We start from the raw sequence: 19,689 nt of genomic DNA on the forward strand, positions 1-19,689 counted from the left end.
GCCGGCGCCCCCGGCGCTTAGTTGTACAGCACGCCCGGCAGCCACAGGCCGATGGCGGGGAACATGTACAGCAGGATCACGCCCAGGATCTGCAGCCCCATGAATGGCATCATGCCGAGGAAGATCTGGTTCAGCGTGACGTGCGGCGGCGCCACGCCTTTCAGGTAGAAGGCCGACATCGCCACCGGCGGCGACAGGAAGGCCGTCTGCAGGTTCATCGCCACCAGCAGGCCGAAGAACAGCGGGTCGATGTTGAAGTGGGCCAGCAGCGGTATGAAGATGGGCATGAAGATCACGATGATCTCGGTCCACTCCAGCGGCCAGCCGAGCAGGAAAATGATCACCTGGGCCAGCAGCATGAACTGCACCGGCGTCAGCTCCATGCCCAGCACCCAGTTGTTGATCAGTTCCTGCCCGCCCAGCAGCGCGAAGGCCGCCGAGAAGATGCTGGAACCGACGAACAGCCAGCACACCATGGCGCTGGTCTTGGCCGTCAGGTGGGCCGATTCGCGCAGCATGCCGATGTTGAAGCGCCGGTAGGCGATGGCCAGCAGCATGCCGCCGAACGCGCCCATGGCCGCCGCCTCGGTGGGCGTGGCGAAGCCGAAGACGATGCTGCCCAGTACCGCCAGGATCATGAAGGCCAGCGGGAACAGGGAGCCCATCAGCATTTTCAGGATCTCCAGGCGGGCAAAGGAGAAGTAGGCGTAGAACAGCAGCAGCGCCAGCGCCCCGACACCCAGCGCGATCCAGAAGCCCGTGGGCGCGGGCTTGGCAGGCTGGCCCGCGGCAGCTCCGCTGGCCGCCGCACTCTTGCCCGTGGCGTCGGCGGGGACGGGCGTTCCGCCAGGCGCCGTGGTCGTGCCGGTTGCCGCCGCGGGAGGCTGCCCGGCCCGGTCCGCCCCGGCCGGCGTATTGGCCGCGCTGCCGAGCGGCTGCGGCGTCTCCGCGCCGGGCGGTTCGGCCAGGTCGTTGCTGGCCGGCGGTTCTTCCAGCCCGCCTTCGGGCGGCGGCTCTGCCAGGCCGCCGGCATCGCTGGCGGACGCGTTCAAGTCTTGCGTGCTGCCCAGTTCCACCAGCTCGCTGGGCGCGGCATCGGGCGCCGTCACGACGCGGTAGCCCACCCCCATGAAGGCGGCGAAGGCCAGCGCGGGCAGCAGGGCGATGAACATCTGCTGCAGCAAGGTGCGCTTGCTCACGCCGGCCGGCGCCGGGCCGGATTGCGACAGCGCCCCGGCCAGTCCCGCCAGCGCCGTGCCGCGCCCGCCCGCCGAGAGGGCCCGCGCGAACGGCGGCAGCTCCACGCGGCGCTCCTCGGCCGACAGCGGCGGCGCGGCGCTGGGTTTGAGCTTGGCCACCAGCATCACGTAGCCGACGTACAGCACGGCCAGCATAATGCCCGGGAACAGCGCGCCCGCGTACAGCTTGACCACCGACACCCCCGCCGTGGCGCCGTAGACGATCAGCAGCACCGACGGCGGAATCAAAATGCCGAGGCAGCCGCCGGCCGTAATCGACCCCGCCGACAACCGCGTGCTGTAGCCCGCCTTCAGCATGGCCGGCAGGGCCAGCAATCCCATCAGCGTGACCACCGCGCCGACGATGCCGGTGGCCGTGGCAAAGATGGCGCAGGTGACGATGGTGGCCACCGCCAGCGATCCCGGCACCCGCGCCATGGCTATGTGCAGGCTTTTGAACAGCTTCTCGATCAGGTTGGCGCGCTCCACCAGGTAGCCCATGAAGACGAACAGCGGAATCGAAATGAGCACGTCGTTCGCCATCACCGAGTAGGCGCGCTGCACCATCAGGTCCAGCGTCAGCTGGATGGCCTGGCTGGGATCGCGGCTGTGGAAGGCGTACCAGGCGAACAGCACCCCCATGCCCATCAGCGTGAACGCGGTGGGGAAGCCCAGCATGATGGCCACCACCACCAGGGCCAGCATCAGCAGGCCGACGTGGCCATTGGTCATGTCGGCCGGCGCCGGCAGCAGCGCGAACAGCGCGACGACGATGGCGAGCAGCATGGACAAGCCGAACCAGATTTCTTTCCTCATCGCTGCTCTCCCAGGTCTTCGCTGTGCACCATTTCCTTGAGCTTGTCGACGTCCACTTCCTCGACGTCCGGTTCGCGCGAGGGCCAGGCGCCGTCGCGCAGGCACAGCACGCAGCGCACGATTTCCACCAGGCCTTGCAGCAGCAACAGCACGCCCGACACCGGGATCACCATCTTGAAGGGATACAGCGGCGGACCGTTGGCGGTCAGCGTGGAATGCTCATTGATGGCCAGCGATTCGGCCGCGTAGGTATAGCCGGCCCAGACCAGCGCCACCACGCCGGGGATGAAGAACACGATATACAGCAGCAGGTCCAGCCCGGCCTGCAGGCGCGGCGGGAAGAAGCTGTACAGCACGTCCCCGCGCACGTGGCCGTTCTTGGCCAGGGTGTAGGCGCCCGCCATCATGAAGGCCGCGCCATACATCATGATCATCAGGTCGAAGGCCCAGGGGTTCGGACGGTTCAGCGCGTAGCGCGCGAACACTTCCCATGAGATGAGGAAGGTGAGGGCGACGATCAGCCAGGAAAACGCCTGGCCGATCCAGCTGCTCACGCGGTCGATGAAAAACAATACGTTCTGCATGCGGGAACTCCGGAACAAGGTGTGGGCCGGCGCGCGGGTGCGCGCCGGATGCAGCCGGTCCCGGCGTCAGGCCTTCTTGCCGAAGTAGTGGTTGTACGCCATGCGGCGCGGGTTGTTGGTGTCCATGTCCCACTTCATGGCGCGCGCCGCGAAGGCGCGCTGCGACTTCTCCACTTCGCGGAACAACGGATTGTCGGCGCCCTTCTTCGCCACCACCTCGTCCCATACCTTCAGCTGTTCCTGCAGCAGCGTGTCCGGCGTCTTGTAGAACTTCACGCCGTCTTTCGACTGCAGCTCGCCGTAATCCTTGGAGTAGCGGTCGATGGCCTTCCACGACATGTCGGCCGACGCCGCCTCGACGGCGTTGTCGATGATGGCCTTCATCTTCGCCGGCAGGGCGTCGTACTTGGTCTTGTTGAAGGTGATCTCGAACTGCTCCGAGCTTTGGTGGAAGCTTTGCAGCATGCAGACCTTGGAAACGTCCGGGAAGCCCAGCAGGCGGTCCGAGGTGGCGTTGTTGAACTCCGCGCCGTCCAGCAGCCCGCGGTCCATGGCGGGCACGATCTCGCCGCCCGGCAGCGCGTTGACCGCCGCGCCCATGGCGGTGAACAGGTCGATGGCCAGGCCGTTGGTGCGGAACTTCAGGCCTTTCAGGTCTTCCTTCTTGGTGATGGGCTTCTTGAACCAGCCCAGCGGCTGGGTCGGCATGGGGCCGGTGAGGAAGGACACCACGTTGGCGCCGATGGACGAGTACAGCTTGACCAGCAGCTCCTTGCCGCCGCCGTATTTATGCCAGGCCAGCACCATGTTCGCATCCATGCCGAACACCGGGCCGGAAGTCCACAGGGCGATGGCGCTCTGCTTGCCGTAGTTGTAGCCCATCACGCCGTGGCCGCCGTCCAGCGTGCCTTTCGACACCGCGTCCAGCAGGCCGAAGGCGGGCACCACCGAGCCGGCCGGCAGCACTTCGATTTTCAGTTCGCCGCCGGTCATGTCGTTGACCTTCTTGGCGAAGTCGCCCGCGTATTCGTGGAAGATGTCCTTGCTCGGCCAGGTGCTCTGGAAGCGCAGCTGGGTGGGCGCCTGGGCGGTGGCGATCATGGGCAGCGCGAGCGCGGCGCCTGCGGTGCCGGCGGCGGCGCTGCCCAGGAACTTGCGGCGGGTGCTGAGGGACTGCTTGGCTGCGGTGTCGATCTTCTTCATCGTGTGTCTCCTGTTGTAGTTTTGTACATGGAACAAAGCGATAAGTCCTGATGCGATTGCAAAAGCGGAACGGGCGGGCTACCTCCTGTCTGGTAAGTCACTAGTGACTGAAATGCAAGAATGTTCCAGCTTGCTTACAGATTGCTTACATGGGGCTTACAACTTGCGCGGGAGGGCGAAGTCGCCGCCTTGCCGGCGCTGCCGGCCGCGCACGCCAGGATAAGCAAGCCGGAATTTTCATGGGCCTGAAAGTAAAAAACCTGCGCCGGGGCACAGGTTTTTTGAGGTGCGACCGCTTGCGCTGGGCTTAAGCGAAGTTGGCGGCCGCGAAGTCCCAGTTCACCACGTTGAAGAAGTTTTCAACATACTTCGGACGCAGGTTGCGGGTGTCGATGTAGTAAGCGTGTTCCCACAGGTCGCAGGTCAGCAGCGCTTTGTTTTCGGTGGTCAGCGGGGTGGCGGCGTTGGAGGTGTTGACGATGTCCACGGTGCCGTCCGGCTTTTTCACCAGCCAGGTCCAGCTCGAACCGAAGTTGCCTACGCACGACTTGGTGAACTCTTCCTTGAACTTGGCGAACGAACCCCATTTCGCGTTGATCGCGTCTGCCAGCGCGCCGGTCGGCTCGCCGCCGCCGTTTGGCTTCAGGCCGTTCCAGTAGAAGGTGTGGTTCCATACCTGGGCCGAGTTGTTGAAGATGCCACCGGAGGACTTCTTGATGATCTCTTCCAGCGACAGGGCTTCGAATTCGGTGCCCTTGATCAGGTTGTTCAGGTTGGTCACATACGCTTGGTGGTGCTTACCGTAGTGGTATTCCAGCGTTTCTTGCGAGATGTGCGGAGCCAGGGCGTCCATTGCATACGGCAGAGGTGGCAGGGTATGTTCCATGTGTCTATCCTTTTAGTTAAGTCTGAAAAGTCATTTTTGCTGAAACGACCATCATTGTAATCCTTAGTACGCCAAGCCGCAGAATTGTCCCCGGACCGTGTGGGGGCAAGCGCGGCGGCCCGGGTCAGCGCCGGCGCGTGGTTTCCCGCACCACCAGCTCCAGCGGCGGCACCTGCGCCTTGACCGGCTCGCCGTGGATCAGCCGCAGCAGCGCGTTGGTGGCCACCAGCCCCATGTCGTATAGCGGCTGGCGTATGGTCGTTAGCGGTGGCGTGGTATAGGAAGAGCCGGGCAAATCGTCGAAACCGACCAGCGACACGTCGTCCGGCACGCGGATGCCCTTGCGGTACAGGCACAGGCGCACGCCGTAGGCGCTCTGGTCGTTGGCGGCAAACACGGCCGTGAACTGCTGGCCGGTGTCGAACAGGTGGTTGACGGCCAGCAGGCCGCTGTTTTCGTGGAAATTACCCTCGACCATCAGCTTGGGATCGATCTCGATGCCGGCCTCGCTGAGCGCGCGGCGGTAGCCGGCGGCGCGTTCCTCGGCGTCGATATTGTCGGCCGGGCCGGACACGAAGGCGATGCGCCGGTGGCCCAGCTCGATCAGGTGGCGCACCGCCATCCACGCGCCGTGCTCGTTGTCCTGCTTGAAACCCAGCGCCGTCGGCGTGTTCAGCGAGCGGCCGGTGGAGACGATGGGGCGCTGGCCGGAGAACTGCAGCACGGTCTCGTCCGACATGCGGCCAGACAGCAGGATGATGCCGTCCACCTTGCGCGCCAGCAGCAGGCGGATGCGGTCCGCTTCCTCTTCCGCGTTCCAGTGGCCGGACACGATCACCGAGGCGTAGCCGGTGTCTTTCAGGCCGTCGTCCACGCCGCGCAGGGTTTCGTCGAAGTAGGGCGAGGAAATATCCTGCACCACGATGCCGATGGTTTGCGAGCGGCCGCGCTTGAGGCCCTGCGCCATCAGGTTGGGCGCGAACTTGGTGCGGGCAATGGCGGCCATGACGGCCTGGCGCTTGTCGTCCGACACCTTGGCGGTGCCGTTCAGGATGCGCGACACGGTGCTGGGCGACACCCCGGCTTCGCGCGCGACGTCCAGCAAAGTCGAGGGGGTGGTGTGATCGTCGTCGCTCAAGGTCGGTCCTGTCGTTGTTTTTTGAAATCCTTTTCAGGGCCAGCATAGCACAGTTTTTTACCGCTTCCCGCTGGGGCGGGGCCGTTTCACAGGCAAAAAAACGCACAGTTGTTCAAAATATTATGATTGACTTCGATTTTCAGCCGGTGTTAAATGCACACATTCTTTGAAAACGTTTTCAAGCGATCGCAACCCATGACCAAACCTGACGCAGTTCCGGCAACCGTGCCTGCCTTCCCCCCGGCCTTCACCTGGGGCGTGGCCACCAGCGCCTACCAGATCGAAGGCGGCGCCACCGCCGACGGCCGCGGCCCGTCCATCTGGGACACCTTTACCCATACGCCCGGCAAGATCACCGACGCCAGCAGCGGCGACGTGGCCTGCGACCACTACCACCGCTACGGGGAAGACGTGGACATCATCGCCTCCCTGAATGTGGACGCCTACCGCTTCTCCATCGCCTGGCCGCGCGTGCAGCCCGACGGCAGCGGCGCCTGGAACGAAGCCGGCTTCGATTTCTACTCGCGCCTGCTGGACAAGCTGGCAGAGAAAAACATCGCCGCCCACGTCACGCTGTACCACTGGGATTTGCCGCAAGCCCTTGAAGAAAAAGGCGGCTGGCTGAACCGAGACACCGCCAAACACTTCGCCGCCTACGCCGCCGAAGTGGCGCGCCGCTTCGGCAACCGCGTGGCCACCATCGCCACCCATAACGAGCCCTGGTGCACCGCCAACCTGGGCTACGGCACCGGCCAGTTCGCCCCCGGCATCGCCAACCCGGCCGCCGCCGTCAGCGCCTCGCACCAGCTGCTGCTGTCGCACGGCCTGGCCATGCAAGCGATGCGCGCGCAGAACGTGTCGGCCAAGCTGGGCATCGTGCTGAACCAGTGGACCGCCGACCCGGCCACCGACTCGGCCGCCGACATCAAGGCCGCCGAAGTGGAGTGGGCGCGCTCGGTGGAATGGTTCATGGACCCGATTTTCAAGGGCAGCTACCCGCAGCTGGCGCTGGACAATATCGACTGCTCTTTGCTGTCCATTCATGAAAACGATTTCAAGGATATCCGGCAGCCGATCGACTTCCTGGGCGTGAATTACTACTTCCGCGCCTATGTCAGCACCGAGAATCCGCCGCGCAAGCCGCCGTGCGATCTGGGCGTGACCGACATGGGCTGGGAGGTCTACCCGCAAGGCCTGACCGAGCTGCTGGTGAAGCTGCACGGCCAATACCAGCTGCCGCCGGTCTACATCACCGAGAACGGCATGGCCGTGCCGGACCGCGAGGAGGGCGGCCGCGTGCAGGACCAGCCGCGCATCGACTACCTGAAGATGCACCTGGCCGCGCTGCACGACGCCATGGACGCGGGCGTGAACGTGCAGGGCTACTTCTACTGGAGCCTGCTCGACAACTTCGAATGGAATTCCGGCTACCTGCGCCGTTTCGGCCTGGTGCACGTGGACTACGACACCCAGCAGCGCACCCTGAAAGACAGCGCCCACTGGTACCGCAACTTCATCAAGGAGCAATGACATGAATTCGAGCTGAAGTCAGCTGGAGTGCGGTAGTAGCCGGTAGAGCTATGCAACACCAATTAATTAACGGACTATAGAGGAATGACAATGAAAAATTCGCACACCAAAGCGATGTGGAAACTCGCGCCACTCGCCCTTCTGACCGCCAACGCCTTCGCGCAAGAAGGCGCCGCCGCTGCGGGCAACCCCGCCATGCCGGCCGCCGCTGCCGCTCCCGTGGAAGCCGCCGCGCCAGCGCGCAACGGCGAGATGGAAAAGATCATCGTTACCGCCACCCGCCGCAACACCTTTGTGCAGGAAACCCCGCTGGCGATCACCGCCTACAACCAGGACACGCTGGCCAACAACCAGGTGAAAGACCTGGCCTCGCTCACCACCATGGTGCCCAGCCTGGTGGTGGAACAGCACGGCGACTCGGGCGGCGTGCACGTCTACATGCGCGGCGTCGGTTCCGCCAACCACACCGAACTGGGCGACCCTGCCGTGGCCTTCTACATCGACGGCATCTACTCGCCGCGTCCGCAGGGCGCCACCGCGCTGATGTACGACCTGTCCCACGTCGAGGTGGCGCGCGGCCCGCAAGGCACGCTGAACGGCCGTAACTCCACCGCCGGCGCGGTCAACCTGGTGTCGGGCGCGCCCAGCACCGAGAAGGTGTTCGGCTCGGCCGGCATGACCATCGGCGACTACCACCGCCTGCAAACGCAAGGCATGATCAACATCCCGCTGGCCGACGACATCGCGCTGCGCATCGCCGCCATCAAGGACAGCCATGACGGCACCGTGGACTTCCGCAAGGGCTCCAACGTGCTGCCCGGCGCGAAGAAATACGGCGCCGAAGACAAGATGGGCGCGCGCGCCTCGCTGCTGTGGCGCTTCACGCCCGAGCTGAAGGCTACCGTCATCGCCGACTACTACAAGGACCAGGGCGCCGGCAACGTCTACCTGGCGGCCGAGCCGGCAGCCGGCACCGAACTGCGCTCCGCGCTGATCGACAGTCCCGGCTCGCTCGACCAGTCCATCACCACCTTCAAGGGCAAGCTCAATTACCATCCGAGCGATGCGCTGGACCTGACCTACCTGGGCAGCTGGAGCCGCTACAAGCGCGCCAACGTGAACGACGCCGACGCGGGTCTGTTCCCCGGCTTCAAATCCGAGAACCGCACCGAGTGGGCCAAGTTCGACAGCTACTCGCACGAACTGCAGGCGCGCTCGGACAACGACGCGCCGTTCCAGTGGGTGGGCGGCCTGTTCCTGTTCGGCGAGAAGAACAAGGTCCGCTTCGACATCGACCGCAGCCAGATCTCGCAAGCCACCGTGCAGCAGGACATCGCCGCCGGCAACGTGATCTTCGTACGTCCCACCGTGGGCCAGTACGCGTCGGCCATGTCCTTCATCCAGGGCGACCGCCAGCTGAAATCGAAAGCCGTGTTCGCGCAGGGCAGCCTGCAGGTGAGCGACGAACTGAAAGCCACGGTCGGCGCGCGCTACACCAAGGACCACAAGTTCGACATCGGCGGCCAGAACTGGGCCTGCCCGAACTGGCCGGCCAACGTCCCGCTGGGCACCACCGTGCTGACGCCGGACCAGATCAAGCAACTGGTCACGCCGGGCACCGGCACCATCAACACCCACAACATCGGTCCTGGCGGCGTGGTGAGCGCGGCCACCTGCGGCAACACCTTCGGCGACAACACGGCAGACTTGAAATACGGCCAGGCCACCTGGCTGGGCCGCGTGGAATACAAGCTGCGTCCCGAGATCCTGCTGTACGGTTCCGTCACCACCGGCTTCCACTCGCCAGCCATCGGCGACGGCGGCGCCACCACCAAGCCGGAGAAGCTGACCAGCTATGAGCTGGGCATGAAGTCCGACCTGCTGGACCGCGCGCTGACACTGAACCTGGCCGCCTTCCACATGAAGTACAAGGACAAGCTGGAATCGCAAGTGGTGAACAGCGTGCTGGCCAACTTCAACGCGGCCGGCGCCACGGTGAACGGCGTGGAAGCCGAATGGACCTGGCGTCCGAGCAAGGTGGACCGCTTCACCGGCAACGCCACCTGGCTCGACGCCACCTACGACAGCTTCATCTCCTGCGACGTGGACGCCGCGCGCGCCAAGGGCCTGGCCTGCGGCTCGACCGCGCCCAACGTGGACGTGGGCGGCAGCGTGATGAAGCACGCGCCGAAGTTCGCCACCACGCTGCAGTACGAGCATGACTTCGCCACCGGCAAAGGCCTGCTCACGCCGCGCATCTCGGCCCACTACGAAGGCGAAACCTTCGTCGGCGCCGGCGCCTTCAGCAACGACGTGCCCGGCCACCCAGGCGTGAAGAAGCAGAAAGCCTATTCCACGCTGGACCTGAGCCTGCGCTTCCAGCCGCTGAACAAGGCCTACACGGCTGAAGTGTTCGTGCAGAACGCCACCGACCGCGAAGTGAAGCTGGACGTGGTGGAGCTGTGCACCGACACCGGCATGCCATGCCAGCCTACCCAGCAGATCTACGGCGCGTTCTATAATGCGCCGCGCACGGTAGGCGCGCGCGTGTCGATGAAGTTCTAACCAACCCCGCAGGGCCGGGGCCGGACCCGAGTTGAACGGGGCCGGCCTCAGGTTGTGCCGTGGTTACACAGGTGGCAACCATGAAAATCGAGAACATCCCCCAGCATTCCCTGGCCTTCTTCGACGAAGATGACGGCGGCGGCGCGCGCTACGAGCGCCCGTGGCTGCTGGCCGACATCGGCGGCACCAATGCGCGCTTCGGCCTGCAGACGGCGGCCGGGCGCATCGACGCCATCTGGGTAGCCGAATGCGCGGCCTATCCCACCTTGGGCGCGGCCATTGTCCAATACCTGTCGCAGCCGGCCACGGTGGCTGCGGGCGGCTACCAGGCGCGCCAGGCCGGCATTGCCATCGCCAACCCCATCGACGGCGACGCGGTGCGCATGACCAACCACCACTGGTCGTTTTCCATCGAAGCGATCTGCTCCCAATTCAGCCTGACCTCGCTGCACGTCGTGAACGACTTCGCGGCGCTCGCGCGTGCCGTGCCCTTCCTGTCGGCGCAGCACCGCGTGCAGGTGGGCGGCGGCGAAGCGCGCGAGCGCGGCGTGATCGGCCTGGTGGGCGCGGGCACGGGGCTGGGCGTGTCCGGCCTGGTCCCGGCGGGCAAGCAATGGATAGCGCTGGACAGCGAAGGAGGGCACAGCACCTTCGCCGCCGTCAGCGAGCGCGAGATCCACATCCTGCGCAAGGCCAGCGAGCGCTATGGGCACGTGTCGGCCGAGCGCGTGGTGTCCGGGCCGGGCATCCGGCTGATATACGAAGTGCTGGCGGAGCGGGCTGGCGCGGCGCCGCAAGCGATCGACACGCCCGCCATCATCGAGCGCGGCCTGCGCGGCGAATGCCTGGTGTGCGTGGAGACGCTGGAGACCTTCTGCGAGATGCTCGGCACCATCGCGGGCAACGTCGCCATCACGCTGGGCGCGCGCGGCGGCATCTACATCGGCGGCGGCATCGTGCCGCGCCTGGGCGGGTTCTTCGCGCGCTCGGGATTCCGTTCCCGCTTCGAGCAGAAAGGGCGGCTGAGCGGCTACAACGCGCAGATACCGACCTACGTCATCACCGCCGACTATCCGGCGCTGATTGGCATGTCCGTCATCCTGGCTGAGCTGGCGTAGCGCTGGCGGGTTACGCTGCGCTAACCCGCCCTACGTCCGCGTGCATCGTGCCGCCGGGCCGCCGGGCCGTAGGGCGGGTTAGGCGCAGCCGTAACCCGCCGGATCAGCCAGCGGCCGGCTTCACATCCGCAATCTCCACCTGTGCGCTGCCCTCGGCCAGGCGCACCGTCACGCTGTCGCGCGGCTGCAGTTGCGACGGCGCGCGCAGGATCGCGCCGTCCTTGCCGGTCACGATGGCATAGCCCCGCTCCAGCGTGCGCTGCGGATTCAGCATCTCCAGCTGCGCCGCCAGCGCATTGAGCGCCTCGCGCTTCTGCCCCTGCTGATTGGCGATGCTCAGCGCCGCGCGCCGCTGCAAGCCCTCCAGCTGCCCCCTGAACGCGCGCACGTCCGGCCGCAGCGCCGACCAGCGCGACTGCAACTTATCAAATCCCACGCGCGCATAAGCCAGCGGCGCGCGGTTCGCGTGCGTCAGCGCGGTGGCGTGCGCCTGCAGCTTGGCGCGCTGCTGCGCGATCTGCGCCGACGGGCTGAGCAGGCGGCGCGTATAGCCGTCCAGCGTCTGCGCCGCGTCGCCCAGCGCGCGCTGCATGGCGCGCCGCAGATCGTTCGCGTCCGCGCGCAGCGACGCCAGCCAGTCCGCGCGCGGCGTAGCGGCCAGTTCGGCGGCGGCGGTCGGCGTGGCTGCGCGCAGGTCCGCCGCAAAGTCCGCAATGGTGAAATCCGTCTCGTGTCCCACGCCGGAAATCACCGGCACATTGCAGTTCGCCACGGCATACGCCACCGCCTCGTCATTAAACGCCCAGAGATCCTCGATGCTGCCGCCGCCCCGGCACACGATCAGGATCTCGCACTCGGCCCGTGCCGACGCGGTATTGATGGCCGCCGCGATCTGCTCTGGCGCCTGCTGGCCCTGGACCAGGGTAGGGTAGAGCACCACCCGCACATGCGGCGCGCGCCGCTTCAGCGCCGTCAGCACGTCGCGCAGGGCTGCGCCGGTGGGGCTGGTCACCACGCCGATGGTGCGCGCGAACATCGGCAGGGCGCGCTTGCGGTCCTGGTCGAACAAGCCGGCCGCGCCCAGCCGCTCCTTCATGCGCAGGAAGGCCTCGAACAGCGCCCCCACGCCCGCGCGGCGGATCGCCTCCACATTGATCTGGTAGTCGCCGCGCGGCCCGTACAGCGTGACCAGCGCCCGCACCTCCACCTTGTCGCCCTCGCGCGGCACAAAACCCGCATATTGCGCCCGGCCACGGAACATCACTGCCCGCACCTGGGCCGCATCGTCCTTCAAGGTGAAATACCAATGGCCGGAACTGGCGCGCGTGAAATTGGAAATTTCGCCAGATATCCACGTCAGGGGGAAACTGCGCTCCAGCAGCCGGCTGACCGCCTGGTTGAGCGCACTGACGGAGATAACGGCTGCTTGCTGGTTACTGCTATCGGGTGGAAGGCTGGTATTCATCGTTCAGGAAAGGGAAACTGTCCACAAATTCACGCGGAGGTCATGCTTATGTCATACATCACATTTCAAGGCAAGTATTTTTTGTAAACGCTTGATTTTAAAAGGTAAACAACGATGCTTCATTTACGTGCATTTCAGGAAAATCCTTATGGATCAAGCACTTTGCGGATGGGGGTGGAGGTTACGCACAAAGTTATCCACAAAAAATGTGTGGAACTTTTTGGTACCAAATTCGCTTTTGTGTGGACAAGAACAACTGTGCTAAAAATTTACGCATAGAAATCTTTTCTTGAAGAATCAAGCACTTGGGTGCCCCCAGCGGGGCTTGCTCACAATTTTATCCACAGAAGATGTGCAGAACTCCCCTGCATACCAGTGCGACCAGACGCCGGACCTGAATGCTGAGAACCGGCAAGGGCGCTGTTTAAAAAATAAGCAGCGAAACTTAATTGTTACGAATCAATGACATAGCAAGCAGTTGGCAGCCTTGCGCACAATCTTATCCACATATTGTGTGCAGAAGTGCACAGTTGTACACGTGCCCAGCGGCAAGTGACCACCGGTAGCTGGTCCGGAATTTGCTGCCTGTTTTTTCATCGAAGCATGTTTTATGTTTTAAATCATGTACTTAGTCTGCAATCATTGGCCTTGCTAACAATTTTGTCCACAGTTTTTGTGCAGAATGAAGAGCTTGTCCCCAAACGCCTGCGGAAACATGGCTTTTAATGGCAGAAACCATACAAAACCCCGCTGTTTCGTCAGTATGCGAAATTTTTACGCATGGCAAGAAAGTGCTTATGAATCAAGGACTTTTCCTATCATCAATGTCCTTGCTAACAATCTTATCAACAGAATATGGGGAGAAGTGTGGACAGCCGTTTCCGCCCGCACGCCTGCCGGACTGCGCTTTTTTTACGCATGGAAAAATTACCCTTGCGAATCAAGCACTTGATGGCTTGCAAGCTGCCTTGCTAACAATCTTGTCCACAGAAAGTGTGCAGAATAGGGATAAGCCCGCTTGCGGCGAACTACTTGCCGATAATGCCCCAACAAGATACATTGCGCGTCTAGGCATTCCTGCCTGCGCAAGCCCCCAACACAGGAGTTCGTTTTGCTCGCCATCATTCAAGCCGCAGGCTGGCCTATCTGGCCTCTGCTGATCGCCTCCATCGTCGCCACCGCCCTCATCATTGAACGTCTGCTGTTCCTGCGCCGCGCCAAGATCATTCCGCGCCAGCTGCTTGACGAAGTGGTGGGGGTCTACCGCAGCGGCAATATCACGCCGGACGTGATCCAGAAGCTGGAGCACAGTTCGCCGCTGGGTGTGGTGCTGTCGGCCGCGCTGCGCAATATCGACTCGCCGCGCGACGTGATGAAGGAAACCATTGAAGAAGCCGGTAGCGGCGTGGCCCACATGCTGGACCGCTTCCTGACCACGCTGGGCACCATCGCCACCCTGGCTCCGCTGATGGGCCTGTTCGGTACGGTGGTCGGCATGATCGAAATCTTCGGCGCCCAGAACGCCACCGGCACCAACCCGGCGCAGCTGGCGCACGGCATCTCGGTGGCGTTGTACAACACCGGTTTCGGCCTGGCCATCGCCATGCCCACGCTGGTGTTCTACCGCCACTTCCGCGCGCTGGTGGACAGCTTCATCATCGAGATGGAGCAGCAAGCCGTCAAATTCGTCGACGTGGTGCACTGCTCGCGGAAGACCTGACCATGGGCATGAACTTCCGCCGCGGCCAGCACCGCGAAGACCCGGAGATCAACCTGATCCCCTTCATCGACGTGCTGCTGGTGATCCTGATCTTCCTGATGGTGACCACCACCTACAGCAAGTTCACCGAACTGCAGATCACCTTGCCGACCGCCGAGGCCGAGAAAGCGCACGAGCGGCCCAACGAAATCAACGTGACGGTGGACGCCAAGGGCAACTACACGGTGAACAACGTGCCGGTGTCGTTCCAGAACGTGGCCGGGCTGGCCGAGTCGCTGAAGAGCGCGGCGAAGGCCGGCGGTGCGGATGCCAAGTCGCCGGTCATCATCATCAACGCCGACCAGTTCGCCATGCACCAGATGGTCATCAACGTCATGGAAGCCGCGCGCCTGGCCGGCTACGACAAACTCACCTTCGCCGCCCAGACCGGCACCGCCAAATAAGAAGCTGTGTCTCAAGCAGTCTGAGCCGCATTCGGGGTCAGACCCCGAATGCGGCTCAGACTGCTTGATGCGGGAGCTACCGATTTTGTCCTTACGACTAGATGACTAGAACTTCTTCGCTTGAATCGACGTTGACGCGCAGTTGGCTGCGCAGGGGGCCGCTTGCTTGCGCGCTGTGGCCGCTCTCGCTGGTGTTTGGCGGGCTGTCGGGCTTGCGCAGCGGGCTGTTCCGGGCGGGCGTGCTGAAGTCGGAGCGCTTGCCGGTACCGGTGGTGGTGGTGGGGAATATCTTTATCGGCGGTACCGGCAAGACGCCGCTGACGATCTGGCTGGTGCAAGCGCTGCAGCAGGCGGGCTTCACGCCGGGCGTGATTTCGCGCGGCTTCGGCAGCAAGGACAGCGCGCCGCGCCTGGTCACGCCGTCGTCCACGCCGCAGCAGGTGGGCGACGAGCCGCTGCTGATCGCCATGCGCACCGGCTGCCCGGTGATGGTGGGCCGCGACCGCGCGGCAGCGGGCAGGGCGCTGCTGGCGGCCAATGCTGCGGTGGATGTCCTGATTGCGGACGATGGCCTGCAGCACTACAAGCTGCAGCGCGACGTGGAAATCGTGCTGTTCGACGGCCGCGGCGTGGGCAATGGCTGGCTGCTGCCGGCCGGCCCGCTGCGCGAGCGGCCGTCGCGCCGGCGCGATGTCACCGTGGTCAATACGCCCCACCTGAGCACTGAGCTGGCCCACAGCGTGGCGCCGCTGGCCAGCATGGCCCAGCGCGAGCTGGGCCGCGCTGCCGCCACCGGCCAGGCTTCGGTGCCGGTGCAGATGACGCTGGCCGGCGACGTGGCCGAGCGCCTGGCGGACCGCAGCGAGCGCGTGCCCCTGGCTGAGCTGGCGGCCCGCTCGCACGGCAAGCTGCGCATCGCGGCGGCGGCCGGCATCGGCAACCCGTCGCGCTTTTTCAACATGCTGCGCGGCGCCGGCCTGGACATCATCGAGCTGCCTTTGCCCGACCATCACGATTTCCTCGACCGCCCCTTCGACGGCCTGGACGCGGATTGCATCCTGATGACCGAGAAGGATGCAGTAAAATGTGCCCAAATTGAAGAACTGAGGGACGACCCGCGCTTGTGGGTGGTTCCGGTGACAGCGCGCATCGATGCCGCGCTGGCCGAATACATTGTGGAGAAATGTCGTGGATGCTCGTCTGCTTGATATCCTGGTCTGCCCCGTTTGCAAGGGTCCGCTGGAGTACGATAAAAAAGCCCAGGAAATGATTTGCCGCGGCGACCGCCTGGCTTTCCCGATTCGCGATGGCATTCCCATCATGTGGGCCGATGAGGCCCGTACGCTGCAGGATGCGGTGGAATAAGGGGCCTTATCCGTGAGCTTTATCGCCATCATCCCGGCGCGCCTGGCATCGACCCGCCTGCCGAACAAGCCGCTGGCCGACCTGGGCGGCAAGCCCATGGTGGTGCGCGCGGCCGAGCGCGCGGCAGAGGCGGGCGCGTCCCGCATCATCGTCGCCACCGACCATGAGGATATCCGCGCCGCCTGCGAGCAGCACGGCGTGCAGGCCTTCATGACGCGCGCCGACCATCCTTCCGGCACCGACCGCATCGCCGAGGTGGCGCGCGCGCTGAACCTGGCGGCGGACGCGGTGGTGGTCAACCTGCAGGGCGACGAGCCGCTGATCGATCCGGCGCTGCTGGCCGCCGCCGCCGCGCGCATCGGCGCCGACGTGCCCATGTCCACCTGCGCCCACCCGCTGCACGACGCGGCGGACGCCTTCAATCCCAACGTGGTGAAAGTGGTGCTGGACAAGGCCGGCCGCGCGCTGTACTTCTCGCGCGCCACCATTCCGTGGCACCGCGACGCCTTCGCACTGGACAAGTCCGCGCTGCCGGCCGGCTACGTGCCGCTGCGCCATATCGGCCTGTACGCCTACCGCAATGATTTCCTGCAGGCATACCCGCAGCTGGCCGTGTCGCCGCTGGAATCGATCGAAGCGCTGGAGCAGCTGCGCGTGCTGTGGCACGGCTACCCGATTGCCGTTCATGTGACCGACTCCGCGCCGGCCGCCGGCGTTGACACCCCGGAAGACCTGGAACGCGTGCGCCGGCATTTCGCCAATTAGCCACTAATTTGCCACTAACTGGTCAGCAAGCTCCCACTAAACCATGCCTAATCGTCCACAAACTGGCGTCAAGCGCCGGTTTTGTGGTAAGTTTCGTACGAAGGTAGCAGAGCGGCAGCATTTCCACACATACCACCAGATTCTTATAATCGTTTTAGGACTTTTTCATGCGTCTCATTCTGTTAGGAGCACCCGGTGCCGGCAAGGGCACCCAAGCGAACTTCATCAAGGAAAAATATAACATTCCTCAGATCTCCACCGGCGACATGCTGCGCGCGGCCATCAAGGCCGGCACGGAAATGGGCCTGGCCGCCAAGAAGGTCATGGACGCTGGCCAGCTGGTATCGGACGACATCATCATCGGCCTGGTGAAAGACCGCCTGAAGGAATGCGACTGCGAGAACGGCTACCTGTTCGACGGCTTCCCGCGCACCATCGCGCAGGCGGAAGCCATGAAGGAAGCCGGCGTCAAGGTGGACTACGTGCTGGAAATCGCCGTGCCGGACGAGGCCATCATCGAGCGCATGAGCGGCCGCCGCTCGCACCCGGCGTCGGGCCGCGTGTACCACGTGAAATTCAACCCGCCTAAGGTCGAAGGCAAGGACGATGTCACCGGCGAAGACCTGGTGCAGCGCGACGACGACAAGGCCGAGACCGTGAAAAAGCGCCTGGATGTGTACCACAACCAGACCGAAGTACTGCTGGGCTATTACAACAACTGGGCGCAGTCGGGCGACCCGGTAGCGCCGAAGTACCGCAAGATCGAAGGCATCGGCGGCGTGGAAGAAATCCGCGACCGCGCGTTCGCTGCCCTGTCGAACTAAGCGCTGTTTTTGTAGCACCCTCCGCAGGCGGACCCATCGGTCCGCCTCGTCGTTTCCGCCCCACTAGCACCAAAGTACAACACCCGAATTTCTGCCGCGCCACTACACTAGGCCGTGGGGATTCCGTACACCTTTTGGGGACGACAATGAATATAAAAGACTGGAGCATAGGCCGCCGCCTGGCGCTCGGTTTCGCGGTGCTGTTGGCGGGCATGATCTTCAACACCGGCTTCGGCATCTATCGTTTGCAGGGCAGCGCCGACGCCACCCGCGCCATGATGGAGGTGCCGCTGGCGAAGGAGCGCCTGATCTCCGAGTGGTACCGCATCGTGTACGCGGGCATCCGCCGCACCACCGCCATCGCCAAGAGCAGCGACACGTCGCTGGCGCCGTTCTTCGCCGAAGATATCGCCAATTCCACCAAGAAAGCGCAGGAACTGATCAAGAAGATCGAGGCCTTGTCCACCGACGAGGACAAGCGCCTGATGACCGAGCTGGGCGGGGTGCGCAAGGCCTACGTCGATTCGCGCGACGGCATCAACAAGGCCAAGGCGGCAGGCAATATGGAGGAAGCCGCCAAGCTGATGGAAAAGGATTACCAGCCTGCGGCCAAGGGCTACGAGGCCATGCTGCAGAAGCTGCTGGAACACCAGAACAAGGAAATCGACAACGCTGCGCGCCAGATCGACGAGATTGCCGCGCAAAGCCGCAATCTCCAGATCCTGCTGGCGGTGCTGACGGCGGCCTTCAGCGTGGCCTTTGCGTGGTGGCTGGCGACCGGCATCACGCGGCCGATGCGCAACGCGGTGGACATGGCGCGCCGCGTCGCGGACGGCGACCTGACCGGCGCGCACGGCGGCGGCAGCGGCGCGTACGCCAAGGATGAAACCGGCCAGCTGCTGCAGGCCTTGCAGGACATGCACCAGGGCCTGGTGCGCATCGTGAGCCAGGTGCGCAGCGGCACGGATGCCATTACGGCAGCGTCCGGCGAAATCGCCAGCGGCAACCTGGACCTGTCGTCGCGCACCGAACAGCAGGCCAGTTCGCTGGAGGAGACCGCGTCGTCGATGGAGGAGCTCACGTCCACCGTGCGCCAGAACGCAGACAATGCGCGCGAGGCCAACCAGATGGCCCTGGCGGCGTCCGATGTGGCGCGCAAGGGTGGCGAGGCGGTCTCGGACGTGGTGGGCACCATGCAGTCGATCGACGAGTCTTCGCGCAAGATCGTGGACATTATCGGCGTGATTGACGGGATCGCCTTCCAGACCAATATCCTGGCGCTGAATGCGGCGGTGGAAGCGGCGCGCGCGGGCGAGCAGGGCAGGGGCTTTGCGGTGGTGGCGTCGGAAGTGCGCAACCTGGCGCAGCGCTCGGCTGCCGCGGCGCGCGATATCAAGACGCTGATCGGCGATTCGGTCGACAAGGTGGGCGCGGGGACCCGGCAGGTGGCGCAGGCCGGCGCGACGATGCAGGAGGTTGTCGCCAGCATCGAGCGCGTTACGGCCATCATGGGCGATATTACGCACGCCAGCCAGGAGCAGAGCGCGGGCATCGACCAGGTCAACGGCGCCATCACGGAAATGGACAACGCCACCCAGCAGAACGCCGCGCTGGTGGAGCAGGCCGCCGCCGCCGCGCAGTCCATGCAGGACCAGGCCAGCGAACTGGCGCAGGCGGTGAGCGTGTTCAAGCTGGACGGCATGGCGCACCAGGCGCCCGTCGTGCGTGCGCCGAGTGCCCAGCGTGCCGTTCATGCCGTCCAGCGCAAGCCGGCCACTGCGGCGGCCGCGCGCCCCCAGCCGGCGCGCCCGGCGAAACCTGCCGTCGCGGCCCAGCTCCCGGCCAAGCCCCGCAAACCCGCTCCGGTGGCGAATGACGAGTGGGAGGAATTCTGAGCTTGTTCACAAAATCCCCACATTAGGTAAAAATCAATTCAAAGGTGAATTGCTTAATTTTCCACGTTTGTTGTAGACTCGACCTCAACTTCTGTTTTCGGCCCGCCGTCCTGCGGCGGGTGCATCAGCGCAGT

Annotated in this window: 16 protein-coding genes; 10 read left to right on the forward strand and 6 right to left on the reverse strand. The window is 64.4% G+C overall.

Features of this window, described 5'->3' with window-relative positions; all coding sequences use genetic code 11:
* Window positions 1–17: 17 nt before the first annotated feature.
* The 5 genes from ACFJI2_RS03650 to ACFJI2_RS03670 form a co-directional block, all read right to left on the reverse strand.
* The gene (locus tag ACFJI2_RS03650) at window positions 18–2,054 is read right to left on the reverse strand and encodes a TRAP transporter large permease subunit (protein ID WP_377703782.1); all 2,037 of its coding nucleotides are present in this window, start codon (window positions 2,052–2,054) and stop codon (window positions 18–20) included.
* A complete protein-coding gene (locus ACFJI2_RS03655; RefSeq protein WP_377703783.1) occupies window positions 2,051–2,638 on the reverse strand; it encodes a TRAP transporter small permease subunit in 588 nt (195 codons plus the stop codon). Before ACFJI2_RS03655 ends, ACFJI2_RS03650 begins: the two co-directional genes overlap by 4 nt.
* Window positions 2,639–2,704: 66 nt before the next feature.
* Entirely contained in the window at window positions 2,705–3,841 is a 1,137-nt protein-coding gene (locus ACFJI2_RS03660) for a TRAP transporter substrate-binding protein (RefSeq protein ID WP_377703784.1), read from the reverse strand.
* Between the two features lie 307 nt (window positions 3,842–4,148).
* Window positions 4,149–4,727 carry a superoxide dismutase [Fe] gene (sodB, locus tag ACFJI2_RS03665; protein WP_377703785.1) on the reverse strand — a complete coding sequence of 193 codons (579 nt, stop codon included), beginning with the start codon at window positions 4,725–4,727 and terminating at the stop codon, window positions 4,149–4,151.
* A gap of 124 nt (window positions 4,728–4,851) precedes the next feature.
* A complete protein-coding gene (locus tag ACFJI2_RS03670) occupies window positions 4,852–5,865 on the reverse strand; it encodes a substrate-binding domain-containing protein (protein ID WP_165918047.1) in 1,014 nt (337 codons plus the stop codon).
* A gap of 195 nt (window positions 5,866–6,060) precedes the next feature.
* Between ACFJI2_RS03670 and ACFJI2_RS03675 the strand changes: the two genes are divergently transcribed.
* From ACFJI2_RS03675 to ACFJI2_RS03685, 3 genes are all read left to right on the forward strand, one after another.
* Window positions 6,061–7,395 carry a GH1 family beta-glucosidase gene (locus ACFJI2_RS03675; protein WP_377703787.1) on the forward strand — a complete coding sequence of 445 codons (1,335 nt, stop codon included), beginning with the start codon at window positions 6,061–6,063 and terminating at the stop codon, window positions 7,393–7,395.
* Between the two features lie 90 nt (window positions 7,396–7,485).
* Window positions 7,486–9,960 (forward strand): TonB-dependent receptor, encoded by a 2,475-nt coding sequence (locus ACFJI2_RS03680; protein WP_377703788.1) that lies wholly within the window; start codon window positions 7,486–7,488, stop codon window positions 9,958–9,960.
* A gap of 80 nt (window positions 9,961–10,040) precedes the next feature.
* On the forward strand, window positions 10,041–11,078 hold the full coding sequence (locus tag ACFJI2_RS03685) for a glucokinase (RefSeq protein ID WP_377703789.1): 1,038 nt from the start codon (window positions 10,041–10,043) through the stop codon (window positions 11,076–11,078).
* A 103-nt stretch (window positions 11,079–11,181) separates the two neighbouring features.
* Here ACFJI2_RS03685 and xseA read toward each other — a convergent pair whose 3' ends face one another.
* Entirely contained in the window at window positions 11,182–12,543 is a 1,362-nt protein-coding gene (gene xseA / locus ACFJI2_RS03690; protein WP_377703790.1) for an exodeoxyribonuclease VII large subunit, read from the reverse strand.
* A 1,111-nt stretch (window positions 12,544–13,654) separates the two neighbouring features.
* Here xseA and ACFJI2_RS03695 point away from each other — a divergent pair.
* The 7 genes from ACFJI2_RS03695 (at window position 13,655) to ACFJI2_RS03725 (ending at window position 19,555) form a co-directional block, all read left to right on the forward strand.
* Entirely contained in the window at window positions 13,655–14,263 is a 609-nt protein-coding gene (locus ACFJI2_RS03695) for a MotA/TolQ/ExbB proton channel family protein (protein WP_377703791.1), read from the forward strand.
* 8 nt (window positions 14,264–14,271) lie between these two features.
* Window positions 14,272–14,706 (forward strand): biopolymer transporter ExbD, encoded by a 435-nt coding sequence (locus tag ACFJI2_RS03700; RefSeq protein WP_107877145.1) that lies wholly within the window; start codon window positions 14,272–14,274, stop codon window positions 14,704–14,706.
* A gap of 101 nt (window positions 14,707–14,807) precedes the next feature.
* Complete coding sequence (gene lpxK, locus ACFJI2_RS03705; RefSeq protein ID WP_377703792.1) at window positions 14,808–15,914, forward strand: tetraacyldisaccharide 4'-kinase; 1,107 nt, start codon at window positions 14,808–14,810, stop codon at window positions 15,912–15,914.
* Window positions 15,895–16,071, forward strand: a complete 177-nt coding sequence (locus ACFJI2_RS03710) for a Trm112 family protein (RefSeq protein ID WP_107876951.1) — start codon at window positions 15,895–15,897, stop codon at window positions 16,069–16,071. The genes lpxK and ACFJI2_RS03710 overlap by 20 nt, the downstream gene beginning before the upstream one ends.
* A gap of 12 nt (window positions 16,072–16,083) precedes the next feature.
* The gene (kdsB, locus tag ACFJI2_RS03715; RefSeq protein ID WP_377703793.1) at window positions 16,084–16,836 is read left to right on the forward strand and encodes a 3-deoxy-manno-octulosonate cytidylyltransferase; all 753 of its coding nucleotides are present in this window, start codon (window positions 16,084–16,086) and stop codon (window positions 16,834–16,836) included.
* Window positions 16,837–17,003: 167 nt separating this feature from the next.
* Complete coding sequence (gene adk / locus ACFJI2_RS03720) at window positions 17,004–17,660, forward strand: adenylate kinase (protein WP_377703794.1); 657 nt, start codon at window positions 17,004–17,006, stop codon at window positions 17,658–17,660.
* Between the two features lie 146 nt (window positions 17,661–17,806).
* Window positions 17,807–19,555, forward strand: coding sequence for a methyl-accepting chemotaxis protein (locus tag ACFJI2_RS03725; RefSeq protein ID WP_377703795.1), 1,749 nt, complete (start codon window positions 17,807–17,809; stop codon window positions 19,553–19,555).
* Window positions 19,556–19,689: the final 134 nt, after the last annotated feature.

It is taken from the genome of Pseudoduganella sp. UC29_71, assembly GCF_042693265.1.
Taxonomy (GTDB): Bacteria; Pseudomonadota; Gammaproteobacteria; order Burkholderiales; family Burkholderiaceae_D; genus Rugamonas.

Bases quoted from the DNA above. Each gene is read 5' to 3' on its own strand.
- ACFJI2_RS03650 (WP_377703782.1), bottom strand. From the start codon at position 2,054: ATGAGGAAAGAAATCTGGTTCGGCTTGTCCATGCTGCTCGCCATCGTC.
- ACFJI2_RS03655 (WP_377703783.1), bottom strand. From the start codon at position 2,638: ATGCAGAACGTATTGTTTTTCATCGACCGCGTGAGCAGCTGGATCGGC.
- ACFJI2_RS03680 (WP_377703788.1), top strand. From the start codon at position 7,486: ATGAAAAATTCGCACACCAAAGCGATGTGGAAACTCGCGCCACTCGCC.
- ACFJI2_RS03675 (WP_377703787.1), top strand. From the start codon at position 6,061: ATGACCAAACCTGACGCAGTTCCGGCAACCGTGCCTGCCTTCCCCCCG.
- adk (WP_377703794.1), top strand. From the start codon at position 17,004: ATGCGTCTCATTCTGTTAGGAGCACCCGGTGCCGGCAAGGGCACCCAA.
- ACFJI2_RS03685 (WP_377703789.1), top strand. From the start codon at position 10,041: ATGAAAATCGAGAACATCCCCCAGCATTCCCTGGCCTTCTTCGACGAA.
- xseA (WP_377703790.1), bottom strand. From the start codon at position 12,543: ATGAATACCAGCCTTCCACCCGATAGCAGTAACCAGCAAGCAGCCGTT.
- lpxK (WP_377703792.1), top strand. From the start codon at position 14,808: ATGACTAGAACTTCTTCGCTTGAATCGACGTTGACGCGCAGTTGGCTG.
- ACFJI2_RS03725 (WP_377703795.1), top strand. From the start codon at position 17,807: ATGAATATAAAAGACTGGAGCATAGGCCGCCGCCTGGCGCTCGGTTTC.
- ACFJI2_RS03660 (WP_377703784.1), bottom strand. From the start codon at position 3,841: ATGAAGAAGATCGACACCGCAGCCAAGCAGTCCCTCAGCACCCGCCGC.
- sodB (WP_377703785.1), bottom strand. From the start codon at position 4,727: ATGGAACATACCCTGCCACCTCTGCCGTATGCAATGGACGCCCTGGCT.
- ACFJI2_RS03700 (WP_107877145.1), top strand. From the start codon at position 14,272: ATGAACTTCCGCCGCGGCCAGCACCGCGAAGACCCGGAGATCAACCTG.